Annotated in this window: 15 protein-coding genes; 8 read left to right on the forward strand and 7 right to left on the reverse strand. The window is 61.0% G+C overall.

Annotated features, from left to right (window positions below; genetic code table 11):
* Window positions 1-882: DUF8371 domain-containing protein (locus M1247_RS29720; protein WP_317160009.1), on the forward strand; the 882-nt coding region annotated here is incomplete at its 5' end.
* Window positions 883-1,756: 874 nt separating this feature from the next.
* On the opposite strand, the gene M1247_RS29725 is transcribed toward M1247_RS29720, so the two are convergent.
* Window positions 1,757-2,614 (reverse strand): hypothetical protein, encoded by an 858-nt coding sequence (locus M1247_RS29725; RefSeq protein WP_317160010.1) that lies wholly within the window; start codon window positions 2,612-2,614, stop codon window positions 1,757-1,759.
* Between the two features lie 195 nt (window positions 2,615-2,809).
* On the opposite strand from M1247_RS29725, the gene M1247_RS29730 reads away from it, so the two are divergent.
* Window positions 2,810-3,151, forward strand: coding sequence for a DUF3846 domain-containing protein (locus M1247_RS29730; protein ID WP_317160011.1), 342 nt, complete (start codon window positions 2,810-2,812; stop codon window positions 3,149-3,151).
* Between the two features lie 56 nt (window positions 3,152-3,207).
* Here M1247_RS29730 and M1247_RS29735 read toward each other — a convergent pair whose 3' ends face one another.
* From M1247_RS29735 to M1247_RS29755, 5 genes are read right to left on the reverse strand one after another with little or no spacing between them, the layout of a single operon-like run.
* Entirely contained in the window at window positions 3,208-4,059 is an 852-nt protein-coding gene (locus tag M1247_RS29735; protein ID WP_317160012.1) for an SIR2 family NAD-dependent protein deacylase, read from the reverse strand.
* Between the two features lie 20 nt (window positions 4,060-4,079).
* On the reverse strand, window positions 4,080-5,093 hold the full coding sequence (locus M1247_RS29740; protein ID WP_317160013.1) for a ParA family protein: 1,014 nt from the start codon (window positions 5,091-5,093) through the stop codon (window positions 4,080-4,082).
* On the reverse strand, window positions 5,090-6,607 hold the full coding sequence (locus tag M1247_RS29745) for a recombinase XerD (protein ID WP_317160014.1): 1,518 nt from the start codon (window positions 6,605-6,607) through the stop codon (window positions 5,090-5,092). The genes M1247_RS29740 and M1247_RS29745 overlap by 4 nt, the downstream gene beginning before the upstream one ends.
* The gene (locus M1247_RS29750) at window positions 6,597-6,932 is read right to left on the reverse strand and encodes a helix-turn-helix domain-containing protein (RefSeq protein ID WP_317160015.1); all 336 of its coding nucleotides are present in this window, start codon (window positions 6,930-6,932) and stop codon (window positions 6,597-6,599) included. The genes M1247_RS29745 and M1247_RS29750 overlap by 11 nt, the downstream gene beginning before the upstream one ends.
* Complete coding sequence (locus tag M1247_RS29755; RefSeq protein ID WP_317160016.1) at window positions 6,929-8,038, reverse strand: tyrosine-type recombinase/integrase; 1,110 nt, start codon at window positions 8,036-8,038, stop codon at window positions 6,929-6,931. Before M1247_RS29755 ends, M1247_RS29750 begins: the two co-directional genes overlap by 4 nt.
* 1,132 nt (window positions 8,039-9,170) lie before the next feature.
* Here M1247_RS29755 and M1247_RS29760 point away from each other — a divergent pair.
* The 5 genes from M1247_RS29760 (at window position 9,171) to M1247_RS29780 (ending at window position 14,890) form a co-directional block, all read left to right on the forward strand.
* Complete coding sequence (locus tag M1247_RS29760) at window positions 9,171-9,875, forward strand: TetR/AcrR family transcriptional regulator (protein WP_317160017.1); 705 nt, start codon at window positions 9,171-9,173, stop codon at window positions 9,873-9,875.
* Between the two features lie 57 nt (window positions 9,876-9,932).
* Window positions 9,933-10,811 carry an alpha/beta fold hydrolase gene (locus M1247_RS29765; protein WP_317160018.1) on the forward strand — a complete coding sequence of 293 codons (879 nt, stop codon included), beginning with the start codon at window positions 9,933-9,935 and terminating at the stop codon, window positions 10,809-10,811.
* Window positions 10,812-10,903: 92 nt separating this feature from the next.
* The gene (locus tag M1247_RS29770) at window positions 10,904-11,218 is read left to right on the forward strand and encodes a hypothetical protein (RefSeq protein WP_317160168.1); all 315 of its coding nucleotides are present in this window, start codon (window positions 10,904-10,906) and stop codon (window positions 11,216-11,218) included.
* A 100-nt stretch (window positions 11,219-11,318) separates the two neighbouring features.
* On the forward strand, window positions 11,319-12,941 hold the full coding sequence (locus tag M1247_RS29775; protein ID WP_317160019.1) for an alkaline phosphatase D family protein: 1,623 nt from the start codon (window positions 11,319-11,321) through the stop codon (window positions 12,939-12,941).
* A gap of 110 nt (window positions 12,942-13,051) precedes the next feature.
* Window positions 13,052-14,890 carry a serine/threonine-protein kinase gene (locus tag M1247_RS29780; RefSeq protein ID WP_317160020.1) on the forward strand — a complete coding sequence of 613 codons (1,839 nt, stop codon included), beginning with the start codon at window positions 13,052-13,054 and terminating at the stop codon, window positions 14,888-14,890.
* Window positions 14,891-14,933: 43 nt separating this feature from the next.
* Here the strand turns inward: M1247_RS29780 and M1247_RS29785 are convergent, their stop codons facing one another.
* The gene (locus tag M1247_RS29785; protein ID WP_317160021.1) at window positions 14,934-15,803 is read right to left on the reverse strand and encodes an AraC family transcriptional regulator; all 870 of its coding nucleotides are present in this window, start codon (window positions 15,801-15,803) and stop codon (window positions 14,934-14,936) included.
* A gap of 204 nt (window positions 15,804-16,007) precedes the next feature.
* Between M1247_RS29785 and M1247_RS29790 the strand changes: the two genes are divergently transcribed.
* Window positions 16,008-17,054, forward strand: coding sequence for a methyltransferase (locus M1247_RS29790; protein WP_317160022.1), 1,047 nt, complete (start codon window positions 16,008-16,010; stop codon window positions 17,052-17,054).
* Window positions 17,055-17,083: the final 29 nt, after the last annotated feature.

The raw sequence follows: 17,083 nt of genomic DNA on the forward strand, positions 1-17,083 counted from the left end.
CCTGCAGCATCAACTGAATCTGGATCAAACAAACCCGACTCCAAAACCGGGTGGACTCAGCAACGGGGTCTCGCCAATGACACCTGGATCAGCTTCGGCGACATGGTCGGCCGCTTTTCCTCGATCCCAGAGGCATTGCCGAATGAAGAACTGCGCGCGCAAGTTTCCAACTACTTCGCACTAGCCCTCGGCGATAGACCAAACCGCGAGCAGGTCGTGGCTGCGGTCGGCGCGACCGTCCGCCAGTACCCTGAGTTGCTCGACTACTACATTCGACTCCGAGAAGACGATGGCAACGCGGCTCAGCAGCAGAGTCTGGAGAAGGTCCGTGACACCTTCGAGATCTTTGTCGAACAACTGACCCGGCTTGTGCGCGACCTTGCCGCGCGTACCGAATTCTACAAGATCGGATGGTCAAGCTACGACGAAGCACTCACCCGCGCAAAGCTTTTCAAACACTACGTCGAAGACCAAGACGGCTGGAAGCTCGTCAACCGTGGCGACGGCGTGTTCGCGAAGGAGACCGAGGTCCAGCTGTACTTTGGCCTCGCGTGGTTCGGCAGCGCTTTCGATGTCAACCGCGAGCCGAACAACGGCCGTGGACCCGTGGACTTCAAGGTCAGCATCGGGGCCGCCGACAAATCCCTTATCGAGTTCAAACTAGCCAGCAATCGCCAGCTTAAACGAAACCTGCAGAACCAGGTGGAGATCTACAAGAAGGCCAACGACACTGCGACGGCGGTCACCGTTATCGTCGCCTATACCGCCGCCGAGCACGACAGGGTCACTGCGCAGTTGAAGGAGCTCGACCTGCTAGCTCGCGAGGACGTCATCGTGATCGACGCGCGCAGCGATAACAAGCCCACTGGGTCAAAAGCATGACCTCGTCCCTACTGCCGCCCACGCCCGGCAACTTTCACGCCCTGTATCAGTCCCCCGGCGGGTGAGCGGCGCTATTGACAAGTGCCCGCTCCGACACGCTTAGCCGCATCCCTCCTGGCCGCACCGAGCCGATTCATCTGACGCTTCACCACCGGCAGGTTCGACACTTCAAGCGGCGGATGAAAACCGCAGGGACAGTGCATATTGCGGCCCCGCAAGATTATCGGCGCGTCGCTGTATCACGCAATGTGTTGTAGGACAACGGCATAACGGGTATTGCAGTGGTTTACTGGTAACGCTGCGTATTCGGTTGCTGCATATTCTCTTGGGCTCCACAGCAGAAGCAGGCTCAGAACAATCGCGCGTCATGTCCAGGTGGATATTCATTGGACTTGTGGTGGCGTGGCGACCTCGGATCGCCCTCTGACCGAAGCCCATCCGTCCATTCGTCGGCTACCAGTCTTCGGAAGGTTCGCCCAACTCTGATGGACTACCGTCGTCGTCTGCCAGGCCTGGGGCCCGAATGACACCGTCGAACGTTGCACCTCGGCGGAATCTTGTGGCTCGCTGAACCAGTCGTTTGCCGTTCTGACGGCGTTGGAGGTAACCGGTCAACTTGTCGGTGTCCTCTTGGGAAAGACCGGCTTCCAGACAGGCTTGCCGGAATGCGGTGGCCGGCACCCGATCGCGCGCCCATCGGGACGTTCTGAGCATCAGTTCGGATTTGAATGCATCTGACTCGGTGAACTTCAACCTGCCAGGGTGGTCTTGACCGGCGTTAAGCGGCCTGTACCCACGCGCGTTTTGTCCGAGATGATTGATGACCGCCAGGATATCTGGAGGAAGTGGCGGCGCCATGCGTCGTGCGACCCGATCACACCGGAGCAGACGATACGGTCAGAACGGGAGTGGTGAGCGCTGAAAACCGCTTCACGATTTCTTCTACGTAGAAGATAAGACCGTCGATTGCATCAATCGTCACCTCGGAGCCATCAGAAGCGCGGAATCCGAATTGTACTTGCGGTGGTCCTGGCTGCTTGAGTTCGATTCCTGAGGACCACGGAACAAGCGTTTGTTCGGCAACGATATTGCTGTTTCCTTCGTGCACGTAGACCTGAGCAACGATCCCCGGCTCGTTGACTGCCACAGTCGGACCGGGCACAGCCATCATTGCGATCAGACTCAACCCCTCGGATAGGTCAGGTGCTATCGCCTCGACCATTGATACAGGTGCCGCGTAGAGCACCAAATTGTGGTGCTTGTCTGTCGCGCTGACGCCGCGTAGAGCGGGCAAAGCCGTTGACTGTGGTCCGATCTGGACGAAAGGCTGGCACCACTGCAGTTTCAGCACTGCTTCGTCCCACGCATTAGGCACGTTGGCCTTGACTACTTTGTCCCAGCGATCCTCTTCGGTGACTATGGGGAAGGCGACGGACTTGGCCTGCTTCGCAGTCCTGTCGCCGCCACCAGCGACGAAGATCTGAAAAGCAATGTAATCCAACGCGCTACGGAGGTTGTTGAAGATCTCGCCGGCGATGAGGGCGAGGTTCTTGTCCGGTTCTGAGTGCATAACCAGGCCCCATACGTACCGGGCGTACTCGGGATCACGCTCGCAGATGAGCTGGATACCGCCGCTTTCGTTCCACTGGCGCCAGGCCTCGGCTAGTTCGCGGTGCTGTTCCCTCGCACGTTCGACGCGGGCGAAGGCGTCCTTCACGTTGAGCATGGTCACCTCGAATTACAGTCGTGTAGTTCGAGGTAGATGGTACTCGAGCCGGCCATCGCAAGCCACTGGCTTTGGACGCACCTGACTGGTCGCGACGACGTTCGGTTTCATACCGCCTTCGGTCGTGTAGATCTGGAGGTAGCTTGGACTCCTATGCGAATTCCAATCCGAATAACTCGAAGGAGTTGAATGGTGAGTCTCGTGAAAGCTCTTGTCTTGACGCCATACGATCAGCAATTGCCTGATCTGCCCATCGTCACGATCGACACGGAGAATGGCGGCTTACGAGCCATTGTGGGGGGATGGCTCGAACACATCTATGGAGATCTAGGCGGTCACGAGGTTGCGGTAATTGTAAACGAAGAAGGGATGAAGTGGGGTCTGCCACGGAACCGGCTTGCGAGCAGCCTCATCCGGGAGCTAACACCATCGGAACAATCGAATCTCATTGGGACCGCAGTGGTTTTAGGGCTTGAAAATAGTGAATATACTGACGTTACAGATCAAGTGATCGAATGGTATCGAAGCGTAAGTCAGAAATAGACTTCTGGAGCGCGATACCCCTTCGAGCCATTCTAACATGGGCATGACTCGGGGTGCTATTCGTAAGTTGCCACAACACTTCGCGGGACGTTGCCCAGTTCCTGGAGCATCTCTAGCCCCTCCGAATGATCACCCGTCGTGTCATACTCAATCGGAATTATGCCAAATGCGTCAGTGAGCATTTGGCGCTGAAACTGATCTACCCGCGGGGTGAGCATATAATGGGAAGGAATTTGCCCGCGCCCTCCGACTGTATTCTGAAGCAGTAGCCGTATGTCGGGGTCCACTATTGAGTATCCTACAAACAGCACAACTCGCGTCAGAAATAATGCCTGTACCACATCAAGTGCATGTCGGCCCCGTATATGCATCCGGGAATAATCGCTCTGAGTCAAGACTATATTCTCTAAGTCGTCGACACTGCCATGAATCTTAACGAGAATCGGCTCCCCTCGGCGAACCTCCTGACCTACGGTTTCAGATAGATAGCTGTGTACTTGGTAACCGGATTGGGAGGCGCGCTCGATTAGCCTGTCGTAATTAGTTGTGATAACTACAGTGGGCTCTAACATGAGAATAGCATCGTGCCAGGCGTTTGGCTTAAAGTTTCCACCTCCACCGCCAGTAGCACCGTCAGTGAGTTCCTTGATCCTGAGCTGCACATCCCTGATTCGTCCCGATTGATGCGCCTTCGCCATAACCCTTTCCGCTGCCTCTAGTAGAGAACCAGCGTCAATCAGTTTATGCAAGACCGGGTCGGCTTCGGCATTGCCGCGGGCGACAGTTTCAAGCTGGAGTATTAAGTCTTTCCATCCAAGGGGGCTTTGATCACCGGAGTTCAAGCTATTGATCGAAACTCCCGCGCCGATTACGACAACAAGGTCGTTCCTCCGAAGGGCGTTGATCACATCGGCTGGCCAGTTCGAACTCAAATTTCCACACCCATGTTGGTCGCGATCTTCGCGAAAATGCCGTTCAAGTCCTCGGCGTATCTAGCTTGCTGGTAGCCCTGTGCGCCTCTGACGCCATCGCGCGGTTCGAGAGCAGCAATCGGAGCGTGCGAATTTTGCGCAAGAGCAACCATTGAGAACATATTTGGTACTACTCCCAACTCGAACGAAGTTGCATCCGCAGCGGATAACTCCTTCAGTTGAGATGCACGATCAGGAATCTGAGCCTTATATCTGTCATACGCAGCAGTAGGCCTTATTTCCCCACCGGACTTTCGTGCTACGTACTGCTGGATCGAATAGCCAATATATCCGGTTTGCAGATCCGCGGTGGCAGGTAGGCCAAGCAGAGTCTTCGCTGTGGGGTTTTTCTCTCTTGTGCGACTCATCGAATCTTCGTACTCTTTAACCCATTCTTTTATCCATTCACCTATATTTTCGAGCGCGTACAGGCTGAAAAGATCAGCCGCAACAGGTGTCATGAAGTGCGAGCAGCCGACGAGTGCACTCCGATTGAGCGCACCTAGGCTAGGGCCCAGGTCGATCACCACAAGATCGTGCGGAAGCGCCGAGCGCAGCGTCGACAACCAGTTTGTGCGCCGAGCACCGCCAACTTGCTGCCCTCTCAGATCTATCCACGCCCGGCTGAGATGATCCTCCGCTCTCGAAAGAGACGGATGGCCGGCTAGGACATCCACATGGAAGCGCTTGCTAGATATCAGATTGGCATCAGTGCTAACCGCCGAGTCGCCCTCCAAAATATGTTCGAAGACTTTGAGAATCGTCTCAGAAGGACTTGTGGATACGTCCTCGTAGAGTCGCTCCCATTCCGCTTCGGGAAGAAGTAGCTGCGTCGCATTTGCCTGTGGATCCAGATCCAGCACAAGAGTGCGTTGTCCGAGCACTGTTGCAGCGAAATGGGCGAAGTTGCACGCGAGCGTCGTCTTTCCGACGCCACCCTTGTTGTTGAAAAATGCCAGGGTGCGTTTCATCGATCTCTCTTCTGTTGAACCGCGGCTGTAGCCGCTGGGACATATCTATGCCACGCCTGGGCAGTGAATGCAGCGTGACGATGAACAACCTGGTCGCTGTAGCCGAGCATTTCGGCAACGGCCGGGGGCGGCACCTGAGTGACGAGTTCGCGTAGCGCAGTGTTCCGAGCGCCGAGGATGCCGATGCCGAGCCACCGAAGACGATCCATCAGCGTGTTGGGATGCAGATGCTCACCGGGTCGGTATCCCGGAAACAGCCACAGGTTGTCGGCTCCGGCTGTGCGGAGATTCGGTCTGCTGCCGATGTGACGCTTGAGCAGTTCGGCGAATGGCTCAGGGACGGGCGAAGCAGTAACACCGAGTTCGATGGACAGCCCATCGGGAGCGACGAGCACCTTGCTCATCGGGATGGCTGAGACCTTGACGAGCGGCTGGGCATAGAGCAGTAGCAGGGTTCCTGCTACCCGATAGGGGAGCGTTTCATTGTCGCCGGACAAAAGCTCGCGAATCCACTCAAGCCGCTGATCTTGAGTGAGAACCCGAACCGTCTTGGCCTGCCGATGTCCGAGCGTAATTGATCGGTTAACCCGCATCTTCTTGCACCAGATGATGAACGTCCGGATGAGGTGCCGCGTGGTCGGACCCGCTGCGACCCAGAGGTCCACGTCTTGTTGTGTGCAGCCGGCGATCGTTCGACCATGGTCAGTTCGAAGCCACACGAGGAACTTCAGTGCCTCAGTGATGTCCTGCTTCGAGGCGTGAACGGGTCCGCGTGTCGGCTTCCCTGCGAGGGCTAACTCGTTGATGCGTTTGAGGTGATGCCAGGTGGCGAATTGCTTTATTGGCGTGGCGATCTCGGGGTCAGATACGGGGCACAGCTTTTCTTCGATCCATCGCTCGAAGTAGGCAAGGTACTTGTCACGAGGCGGCAAGACCTCGTGGTGCTGCAGGATTGCGCGGAGATGGTCGACGTGCCGGCCGCTGGGCTCGTATTGGTCCAGGCCGTCGTGGGTGAGGGGAGTGGTGCCATCTCCGAGGGAGCGTAGGAGTCCTTGAACTTTGTCCGATCGTTTCCACGTGATGATGCTCTCGGCGCGATCTGCTGCGCACAGGGCGTCGATGAGTTGAGAGAAGCCCGCGGGGGAGTTGGAGTGCACGAACGTTCTCTCGAGATCCTCACGGAGGGTGCACCGCGCGCATACGTTGCCGCGGTAGGGCCGGCGCTCCTCGTTGCATGACGTGCAGTAGAAGTTCTGGCGGATACGGGCGCAGTCTCGACACACTGCTTGATCGCCGATGTCCAGTCGGCCGGGCAGGAGGCGGTGAAATCCGCAGCTGGGGCAGTCGCCGTAGAAGCTGGTTGCTTCGTAGTAGCAGGAATTGCAGATGCGGCCGTCTGGCCATGTTGCTGCCGTGCGCCGCATCTCGCGGTGGCAGCGAGCGCACTCCATTGATCCGTCGGTGACTTTTGGTCGTCCGCGGACGGTGTTACGGCGTTGCGGTTCAATCGTCATCGCTGAGGATCCGAGCACGCTTGGGGCGGATGGCCTTATTGAGTTCTACGACGTTTTCTCGGCCAGCGCTGGCGGCCTTCTTGCGAGCGTCCGCAGCAGTGACAGTGACGAGATCGTCTGGGCCGCAGTCGAAGATGTCGCAGAGCGCGGCGATGAGCTTCAGAGAAACTCGTTCGGGTCGTTGGTGGACGAGCCGGTAGACCTGTGGGCGTGACAGCGTGATGCCGCGTTCGTTCAGCCGCGGTATGAGATCGGTGCTGTTGTGCATCTGGTTGCTTGCCATGAGCTCGGCGAGGCGCCATTGGTAATCGACATCGCGTTTCATCCGGCGCCGCCGTTCTGCGTCGGAGACAGCGCGGCAGCGATGGTTGCGTCGAGCGCGTTTCGCAGTGTCCGGGTTCGGTAGTCACTGCTGACACAGCTATAGATCGCTGTGGTGGAAGCGTGCTCATGACCCATTTGGTGTTGAACGAACATTGCATCCCAGCCTGCCTCGAGCAGGTGCGTTGCGTAGGACCGGCGGAACGAATGGAGGTCGAGACAGGGCGAGAGGTCGAGGTCGTCGCAGTAGCGGCGGAACCGCCTGATGAGTGTGGTTTCCGAAACGAGGTTGCCGCGTTCGCTGGGGAACAAGTCGATCCCGTCGTCCATATGGGGCTGACCATTCTCCAGCCAGTCGACCAGCACTTCGGGCGTCCAGTCGAAGACTGTCAGGACGCTGCGCCGCTTCGGCGGGGAGCCCTTCTTCGCTTTGCCGTATCGCACATGAACCAGGCCGAACTTTCCGAACTCCTTAGCGTGGGGGTTCCTTGCGAAGTCGACCGTCTGCAAGTGGGCCAGTTCGTTAAACCGCAACCCATACGAGTAGGCGATCTTGAACATCACGGCGTCGCGGTATGCGGGCAACCAACCCTTTCTGCCCGAAGCTACGACGGCAGATACCTGCTCGTCGGCATGATCGAAGAAGTCTTGAAGTTCGCGCTTGGTGAATGCGCGTTTCTCGGGTTGGGCTTCGTTCTCCTGGACGTGTCGAGCAGTGTTCCAGTCGAAGAAGACTTGGGATGGGTGAGTCCCGAACAGTGCTTCGCAGACGCGGTCCCAGCCGTAGTCCGGATTGCTGACATAGGAGCAGAACTGTCGCAGGCCGACCTGATACGAACGGATCGACGACTGGGCGAGTTTGTGGATACTGCGGAGATCGCCGAAGAACTCGTCGACCATGGCGACGGTCCAGGTCCACGGGAACTCGTTCGAGTGCTCGATGAAGCGCTGCACCTGCTTGATGCGGGCGTCGATAGTCTCGAACTGCAGATTTCGGCTGAGCTGCTGGTTGCGCCAGCCTTGGAGCATTTCGGCGACTGTCTGTTCTTCGGGGTGCAGGGGCCTGACCGCGTCAACGAGATATGCACGTCCGACGTCGTCGACTGCCACCCGAAACTCCCGCCATCTGGTATCAACAGATGAATCAATGATTCATCTGTTGCATCATCAAGTCAAGACTCCTGGTCAGCGTGTCGTCGGAACGGCTACGGTCGTCGCGAGGATGGCTGCCGATACGAGTCCGCAGAGCGGGGACGGTGGGCGGAAAGTGTTGCAACGCTGCCGAAAACGACGGGAGTAGTAGTGGCTGGCAAAGCGGCCAGGCGTTGATTCATCTGGTGCAATATGCAGTGGTTTACTTGACATAATGTAGCTTATCGGCGAAATGCTGACCGGCGGGAATGCCGGAGTCGTTGGCGCCGTAGGCACTTCCTTCATCTACGGCGCAGACAGCCTTCCATCCTTGGCCTCTCGCGCCCCCGTCGACCCCTCGCGTTTCCGGTGGGTACATGCGGATTGCGCTCAGCCGCATGAATGCCGACGCCCGCGAACTGTCAAGGACCCAGTCGCCGCCCGGCGAAGCCTCGGGACGCGGTAGGCCTGCATTAGGCGGATGCGGCCCGTACTCGGCTGTCGATCAATACGTCACAGTGACGATTTACCCACGGGTGGCTGAGCTATCGATACGATTGTTACGCAGTCGATTTGAGGGTTTTTCGGGTGCCTCCGAGATTGATGTGGGCCGATCGCGTGTTGCCGCGCGATAGATTGCGTCGTCCAGCTGCTGGCGAGCTCCCGTGGCTGCAGCGTCCGGTCGACGTTGCCGGACGTCGAGTTGCCCGTCGAGATCCCCGCATCGAACTACCTTCCGCAATCCCCCGGGCCCCATTCCGTGAAGCGCTGCCCCGCCCGTGCGTTCATAATTCGTCACTGTGACGAATTACTCTGTGCGAGCGCAGCTTTGGAGATTGCTACCCCGTCGGAATATCTGAGATCAAGGTCAGCGGGCCAGTCGGGCGAGAATTAGATCTGGTAACCGCAAGCCCCGAGGACCGCGTCCAGCCTCGCCAGGAAGGGGCGAGTCTTGCGGAGAATGCGGGTCGGGGCCGCTAGACCGACCACTGGTTGACCATACCGACCAGTGGTCGGTATGGTTGTGCGCGACATTGAAGGAGGTATCGATGGGCCGCTCCGATCAGTCGCACGTGCGCCCCACATCACGCCCGCCGCTGAGGCCGCGCGCATGCCGCGGGTGATCAAACATCCGGACATTCGTCGAGCCGAACTACTTGACCGGGCGTTGGCGCTGTTTTTGCGACATGGCTTCGAGAATGTCAGCCTCAATGATCTGATAGCTGATGCCGGAGTATCCAAAGGTGCCTTCTACCACTGGTTTCAGTCAAAGGAAGCGCTCATCGTCGCGTTGACCGACCGGATCGTCCGGGATCAGTATGTCCTCACCGAAGCCGCGATCGCTCACTGCTCCGGCAATGCGTTGGACAAATTGAACACCCTGCTGCAGTGCGGTTTCGACGCCAAGGTTGCCACAGGTACACCAGAACAACTGGCGGCGACGGTTTCGCTGCTGAGGCCTGAAAACGCCCACCTGTACGCGCGAATCGTCGCGCTCGGAGACGATCTGACCCGACCCCTGCTCACGCGCCTGATAACCGATGGCGTGACAGAGGGCACCTTCGACACGTTCGACCCCGAAGGGGTCGCCGACATGCTGCAAGCCTTTGCCGCGCGCACGAACACAAACCTGTTGCGGGTAGCAGATGCGCCCAGTGAGGCCGACAGAAGCCACGAAATTGACGTACTCACAACGCGATTCAGACTTCATAGCCTGGCCATCGACCGCATCCTCGGGTTGCCCGACGGCAGCGTCACCATACTCACCCGGAAACAGGTCGAAACCATGGCGGCCGCCCTGCCGCGCGACTACTGATTCCACGTCGAGAAGGGAAGGAAAGCCGTGTTGAGAGCGATGAAACCAAGCTATTCAATGGGAACGGTGACATCGAAGGACGGCACTACGATCGGGTTTCGCCAACTCGGCCACGGCCCCGGCGTGATCATCCTGCACGGTGGCTCACTCGCCTCTCAGCACTACCTGAAGCTGGCAGCCGCCTTGGCAGACCAGTTCACCGTTTACCTCCCCGACAGGCGGGGCCGCGGAATGAGCGGACCTTATGGGCCGGACTACAGCATCGAACGCGAGGATGAAGACCTCGACGCCATCGTCAACGCGACTGGGGCGCAACGAGTTTTCGGAGTGGCCGACGGCGGCTTGTTCGCGCTGCACGGCGCAATCACGATCCCGGCCATCCGGAAGGTCGCCGTCTTCGAGCCGGTCGTGTTCGTCGGCCAACCGGGTCTGGACGAGTTCAAGAGGATCATCGAGCGCGGAAAGCGAATGGTTGCCAGTGGCGACGTCGGTGCCGCAATGTCCAGTCTGGCCCAAGATGCGGCAGACTCCGACCCTCGGGCACAAGCGCTTTCAGCGCCGTATCGCCTGCTGCAGCGCATCATGGTCAAGCCGGGAATCTGCCGGGCATGGCTGTGGGCCGATGCCAGGACGGCCAGAGGCGACGACGCCCCGCTCCGTGACCTGATCGTGGCGTGGAAAGACGAGATGGACGTCGTCATCGCCAGCGAAGGAACCATCGGTGACTACGCAGGTGTCACCGCCGAAGTCTTGCTGCTGTGCGGCATCGGTGCACCGACTCTGTTCACCGGCACCCTCGACGCCCTGCAGGAGGTGCTCCCGCGTGCGACTCGCGTCGAAGTCCCCGGCCTCAACCACGGTGGGCCCCAAGACCAAGGCGGCAACCCGGCGGCCATCGCAGCGCAGCTACGCCAGTTCTTCGCCGGCGACGCCTAGCTTGGGCAGTCCAAAAGGTGTATACCGCGCGGTGATAGCGTCGTAATTGTCATCGGCAAGGAGTCGACCAGATGGTCATCGGGATGAAACAGATGAGCCGACATGTCGCGCTACTGTTGCCTGCCATCGCGACGTTGGGGATGACCGTCGGATGTGGCGCTGACTCGGACCGGTTGGCAGGATCCGATGACGCACTGACCACGTTGCCCGTTCCGGCCAACGTTCCACCTTTTCCATTGCCGAGCGATATTCCGCCTGTGCCGTTACCGAGCGCCGTGCCCACCGTGCAGATGCCGAGCGAGGTCCCGCGGCTGCAGCTTCCGGCCGACGTGCCGCAGGTCGAGTTGCCCGCCGCGATTCCCCGCATCGAACTTCCTTCTGCAATTCCCCCGATCCCCTTCCCCTGAACCGTTGCCCGGCGTGCCAAATGTGCCGGGCCACCGAAGACGCACGAACACCTGATCATCGTCGGGTAGCCCGTTAGGACCCGGACTCTAGGCTGGGTCGGTGCCTCTCATACTCGGACCCGTCCTGCGCCACGTCGGTGATACCACCGCAACTGTCTGGGTGCAGACGGAGGAGGCGGCTGAGGTCGAGGTGCTTGGTTGCTCGGCCCGCACTTTTGAAGTGCAGGGTTGCCACTATGCGCTGGTGTCGGTGCAAAGGCTGACGGCAGACTCGACCACCGAGTACCAGGTCCACGTCGACGGTGTGAAGGTCTGGCCGGAACCGGACTCGGAGTTTCCACCGAGTGTGATCAGAACGCGTGGGCCGGACGCCGCCGATCGACTCCGGGTGATCTTCGGGTCCTGCCGGTATCCGAAGACCGGCGACGCCGCGCTCGACGACAAGCTCGGACTGGACGCCCTGGACTGCTACGCCGCCAGGCTGACCGCACTGCCGGTCGAGGAGTGGCCGGACGCCCTGATCCTGCTCGGCGACCAGGTCTATGCCGACGAACTGACGCCGGAGTCGCGCCGTCGGCTGGCCGGCCGGCGGGCGGTTGGTCAACGCCCGCCCGACGAGGTCGTCACCTTCAAGGAGTACGAAGGGCTGTATCGGCACACGTGGGGCGATCCGGATATCCGATGGATCCTGTCGACCCTTCCCACCGCGATGATCTTCGACGACCATGACATCCGCGACGACTGGAACACATCCGCCGCGTGGCGGGCCGAGATCAACGAGAAACGGTGGTGGCGCGACCGGATCCGGGCGGGGCTCGGGTCGTACTGGGTCTACCAGCATCTCGGAAATCTGAGTCCGGCCGAGTTGGCCGTCGACGAGGATTATCAGCGGGTGCTCGCGGCCGGCGGCGACTGCTGGCCACATCTGGTTGATCTCGCCGACCGCGCGGACAGCGAGGTCGATGGTGACAAGGGCCTGCGGTTCAGTTACCGCTGGGATCTCGGGCGCAGTCGACTCATCATGATCGACTCGCGCAATGCCCGGATCCTCGACAGTGGCGATCGAAAGATGCTGGGCGACCGCGAATTCAGTTGGTTGGAGGCCCAGGTCAACGATGGCCTCGATGAACTCGACCACCTGATACTCGGCTCGTCGTTACCATGGCTGCTTCCCCCTGCGATCGGGGATATGCAGACCGTCAACGAGATCGGCGCCAACCGTCCGGGCCGGCGGGGGCGGCTGGCCGAGAAGGTTCGCCAGACGGCGGACCTCGAGCACTGGGCGGCCTTTCTGAAATCGTTTCTCCGCCTGAGCGAACTGATCATCGGCGTCGCCACCCGCCCATCACCCGGGCCCGCCACCGTCACCGTTCTGTCCGGCGACGTACACCACAGCTATGCGGCGCGGGCCGAATTTCCCGGACCGTCGACCAGCCGAGTGCACCAGCTGGTGTGTTCTCCGGTCCACAACTACGTGCCAACCTACGTCAAACCGGTGTTCAAGCTCGGATGGTCACCACGGGTGGCCCGCGTCACCCGACGCTGGGCGCGCCGCCACGGCGCTCCCCCGCTGCCGATGTCCTGGAAGAGCCTCGGTCGCCCGCTGTTCGGCAACACCATCGCCGTACTGGACACGACGGGCCGCAGCGCGGAAGTGGTCTTCGAGCAACCGCGCGACAGTGCCGAGCTGTCCGCTGTGGCGAGGTTCTCCCTGACCGACTGATCGAGAGTGCCAACACTAGACGACGCGTGGGCGGCACTGTCGGCCGAAGACGTGCTGGCGGGCGAACACGTGTTCGGGCTCGATTTGCTCTCGTTTGTAGGCTTCGGGATATGTCACTTCATGCCGGTGAGGTCTTCGCTGGATACACCATCCAGCGGCGCCTCGGCGCCGGTGGCATGGGCGAGGTGTATCTCGCCGAACATCCCCGCCTTCCTCGTCTGGATGCGCTCAAGATTCTCTCGATCGACTCCACACGCGGCGACGAGTTCCGCGCCCGTTTCAACCGAGAAGCCGAGTTGGCGGCGACGTTGTGGCATCCGCACATCGTTGGCGTGCACGACCGCGGAGAGTTCGACGGTCGGCTGTGGATCTCCATGGATTACGTCGACGGCACCGACGCCAGACACCTACTCGAGCAGCAGTATCCGTCGGGTATGCCCTACCAGGATGTGCTGGAGATCGTGACGGCAGTTGCCGAAGCGCTCGATTTCGCGCACGAACGGCGCCTGTTGCACCGCGACGTCAAACCGGCGAACATCCTGGTGACGACACCGTCGGGTAGCGCCCGCCGACGGGTACTGCTCACTGATTTCGGCATCGCCCGGGAAGCTGACGACGTGAGTGGCCTCACGGAGACCAACATGGCCATCGGTACCGTCACCTACGTCGCGCCCGAGCAGCTCACCGGCAAGGCACTCGACGGCCGGGCAGATCAGTACGCGCTGGCCGCCACCGCCTTCCATCTGCTGACCGGTGCGCCTCTTTTCGACGAAGCAAATCGCATCGTGTTGGCCGGAAACCACCTGTACACCTCACCGCCGCTGCTATCCGAACGCCGTCCTGACCTGGCACACCTCGACGCTGTCATGGCGAAGGCGCTGGCCAAGCAGCCTGACAAGCGTTACGCGAGGTGCCTCGACTTCGCCCGGGCACTGGGCGGGAGCACGGACGTGTCGACTGCGCCCGAGCCGGCGCCGCAGCCTGAGGAAACGCCCCCTGATACGGGTCCCTTTACCGCCCCGCTGGAGATGCCCGGCACCGACAACCCGAGGACTTCACCGCACACCAAGCAGCTGGCCGTGCTCACGGTGCTCGGTACCGCCCGCGGGGTGCACAAACGACCGGCCGGGCCCGACAACGACGACGAATTCTGGTCCTTTCGCGTGGAGCGGTACGAGTCGACGGGAGAAGCGTCCACCATCGTGCCGGTGGAACTGCATGGCCGTTCCATCACGGGCGAACTCTCCGACGGTGACGTGGTGGAAGTCAGCGGTTTCTGGGACGACCGGACGTTGATGGCCGACGCGGTGGTCAACCATTCGGCGGGGACCCACGGCCGCCGCCGACGCGCCACATTCGAGGTGAAACCTGGTGATCGCGCCCCGAGGAAGTTCCGCCTCGTGCACATCGTCGCCTTACTGGCGGTAATCGCTGTGATCGCTACTGCGTCCTTCTTTCTCATCCGTGGTTTCGACTCGTCATCGCACAGTGGCCCTGGACCGCTCGTGACGCCCGAGCGTGCGATGGTGTTCTCCCCGGGCGGCTCACCCGACCATCCAGACGACGCGGGTCTGGCCATCGACGGCAACCCGGCCACGTCCTGGCCGACCGACATCTACCAGGACGCCACGCCCTTCCCCACCTTCAAAGAAGGTGTCGGCCTCATGCTGCAGTTGCCTGCGGCCACTGCTCTGGGCGAGGTGACCATCGACGTGCCCAGCACCGGCACAGAAGTCCAGATTCGGGCGGCCGACAACGCCGAACCGAACAGCCTGTCGGACACCGTCGAGCTCACTCCGAACGTGATGTTGCATCCAGGAGAAAACACCATCACCGTCGATAATCAGACGAAAACGTCCAACGTGCTGGTGTGGATTTCGAAGTTGGGCACCCTCGATGGCCAGAGCCGCACCAACATCTCCGACATCACGCTGCGGGCGGCAGACTGACCGATCTGACGACTTGCCCGCACACACGAGGATTGTGTCCGGTTCAGCCGGCGTCAGTGCGGCAGCGTCGGGCTCCCCAGGTTTTCCTCGTGGCGCCAGCCTGGGGATGCGACGGGAACTCGGTCGGAGATGCGCCGGTGAACTGGCGGAAGTCGCGGATCAAGTGGGCCTGGTCGGCATAGCCGGACTCGACGGCGAGCTCGTCCCAGCGTCCGGGCGGATGATTGGCCAGCCGGCGCCACACCGCATCAAAACGGACCAGGCGGGCTGCGGTCTTGGGCGGAAGGCCGACCTGTTGCCGGAACCGGCTGATCAGGTGCTTGTGGCTCCAGCCGACTTCGTCGGCCAGCCGATGGATCGGAATATTGCCGCCTGTGGTCATCAGGCGCCGCCACGCCCACGTGACCTCTGGCGCGGGCTCCGGACCGTCTTGGGTCCACTGCAGCAGGTAGGCGTCCAGCAGGGCAAACTGTTGCCGCTCGCTTGGCGTCTCGCGCAGCCGGTCGGCCAGGTGCCGGATGCCTGCCCCCAGTACGTCGGTCAGGTCGACGATTTGGCCGCTCAGGGCATCCATGGGCAGGCCACCGAGCAAGCGGTAGGCGCCCAGCGGCGTCAGCCACTGCTGCATGTTGGGATGCGCGGACGCACCGACGGGGATCGGGTGGGCGATGCAGAAATCGCGGGCGCCGATGAGGAGCTCCGAAGGGTGCCAGTCCGAGTCATGCAGTTTCAGGACGATGCCGACGGCGGCGGTGGCCGGCGAGACGAGGTCGTGTGGTGGTGCAGCCGGCTCGGTGAAGCCGGCGTAGTCCCGGGCCAGCAATCCGCGCAGCTGCGGGTGCGCCGCGCTGCCAACGCGTGGTCCCCCAGCCCGTTCAGAGACCAGCACGATCCTGGTCCCGGGCGTCCGCATCTGTCGTCTCCCTGTGCGCCTCCGGGTCCCAGCTCGGGATTATTCGGCCAAATGTGGTCATTCCCCGCAAAGCCCCGTCGGTAACCTTTCGCAACCGTTTTGAGGTTAATTTTCTTCAAGACACCTCTATACGCGGCGACTATCCTCGCTCTTTGCTGCAGTCCGAGTCGAGCACTCACACGACATTGCGAATCGAGGTGTCCGATGAGTAAACCGAATGCGGCGCCGGCTGTCGAGCAAGATGAGGCGCTCACCCCCGATGCGATCTTGCAGCTGGGGGTCGGGTTCTGGGGATCCAAGGCTCTGCTGAGCGCGGTCGAGCTCAAACTTTTTGCGGTGCTCAGCGAGACCGGAACGCTCGACGCCGAGGAACTGCGCGTCCGACTCGGCCTGCATCCGCGCAGCGCGAAGGACTTCTTCGACGCTCTGGTCGCGCTCAGGATGCTCGCTCGCACCGACGGCCGGTACTCGAATACGGCAGAGACCGAGCTGTTTCTCGACCCGGCGAAGCCCACCTACGTGGGCGGGATGCTGGAGATGGCGAATGCGCGCCTCTACCCGTTCTGGGGATCGCTCACCGAGGCCTTGCAGACCGGCAAACCGCAGAGCGAGGTGAAGGCCGGAGACGATTTCTTCGCCGGCGTGTATGCCGACCCTGAACGGCTCGCCCAGTTTGCCGGAGCAATGACCGGACTCAGCGCCGGCACGGGCCGGGCGATCGCGGCCAAATTCCCCTGGGGCGACTACGGCAGCCTGATCGATATCGGATGCGCTGAGGGCGCCGTCCCGGTCGCGATTGCGCTGGCGCACAAGCACCTCACCGGCGGCGGCTTCGACCTGGCTCCGATCGAGCCGCTCTTCAACGCCTACGTCGCCAGTTCCGGGCTCGTCGACCGCCTGACCTTCACCGCCGGCGACTTTTTCGCCGACCCGCTGCCATCCGCCGACGTGCTCGTGATGGGGCACATCCTGCACGACTGGGACCTGGACGAGAAGCGGCTGCTCCTGCAAAAGGCCTATGCCGCCCTGCCCGAAGGCGGCGCGCTGATCGTCTACGACGCGGTCATTGACGACGATCGACGCGAAAACGCGTTTGGACTCCTGATGAGTCTCAACATGCTGATCGAGGCAGTGCACGGCTTCGACTACACGGGTGCAGACTGCCGCGCTTGGATGTCCGACGCGGGCTTCAGCCGGAGTTACGTCGAACACCTTGCCGGCCCAGACTCGATGGTGGTCGGCCTCAAATAGTGAACGGTCACCGCACAGGAACTTAGTCA

It is taken from the genome of Mycobacterium appelbergii (genome assembly GCF_032883035.1).
Classification (GTDB): domain Bacteria; phylum Actinomycetota; class Actinomycetes; order Mycobacteriales; family Mycobacteriaceae; genus Mycobacterium; species Mycobacterium appelbergii.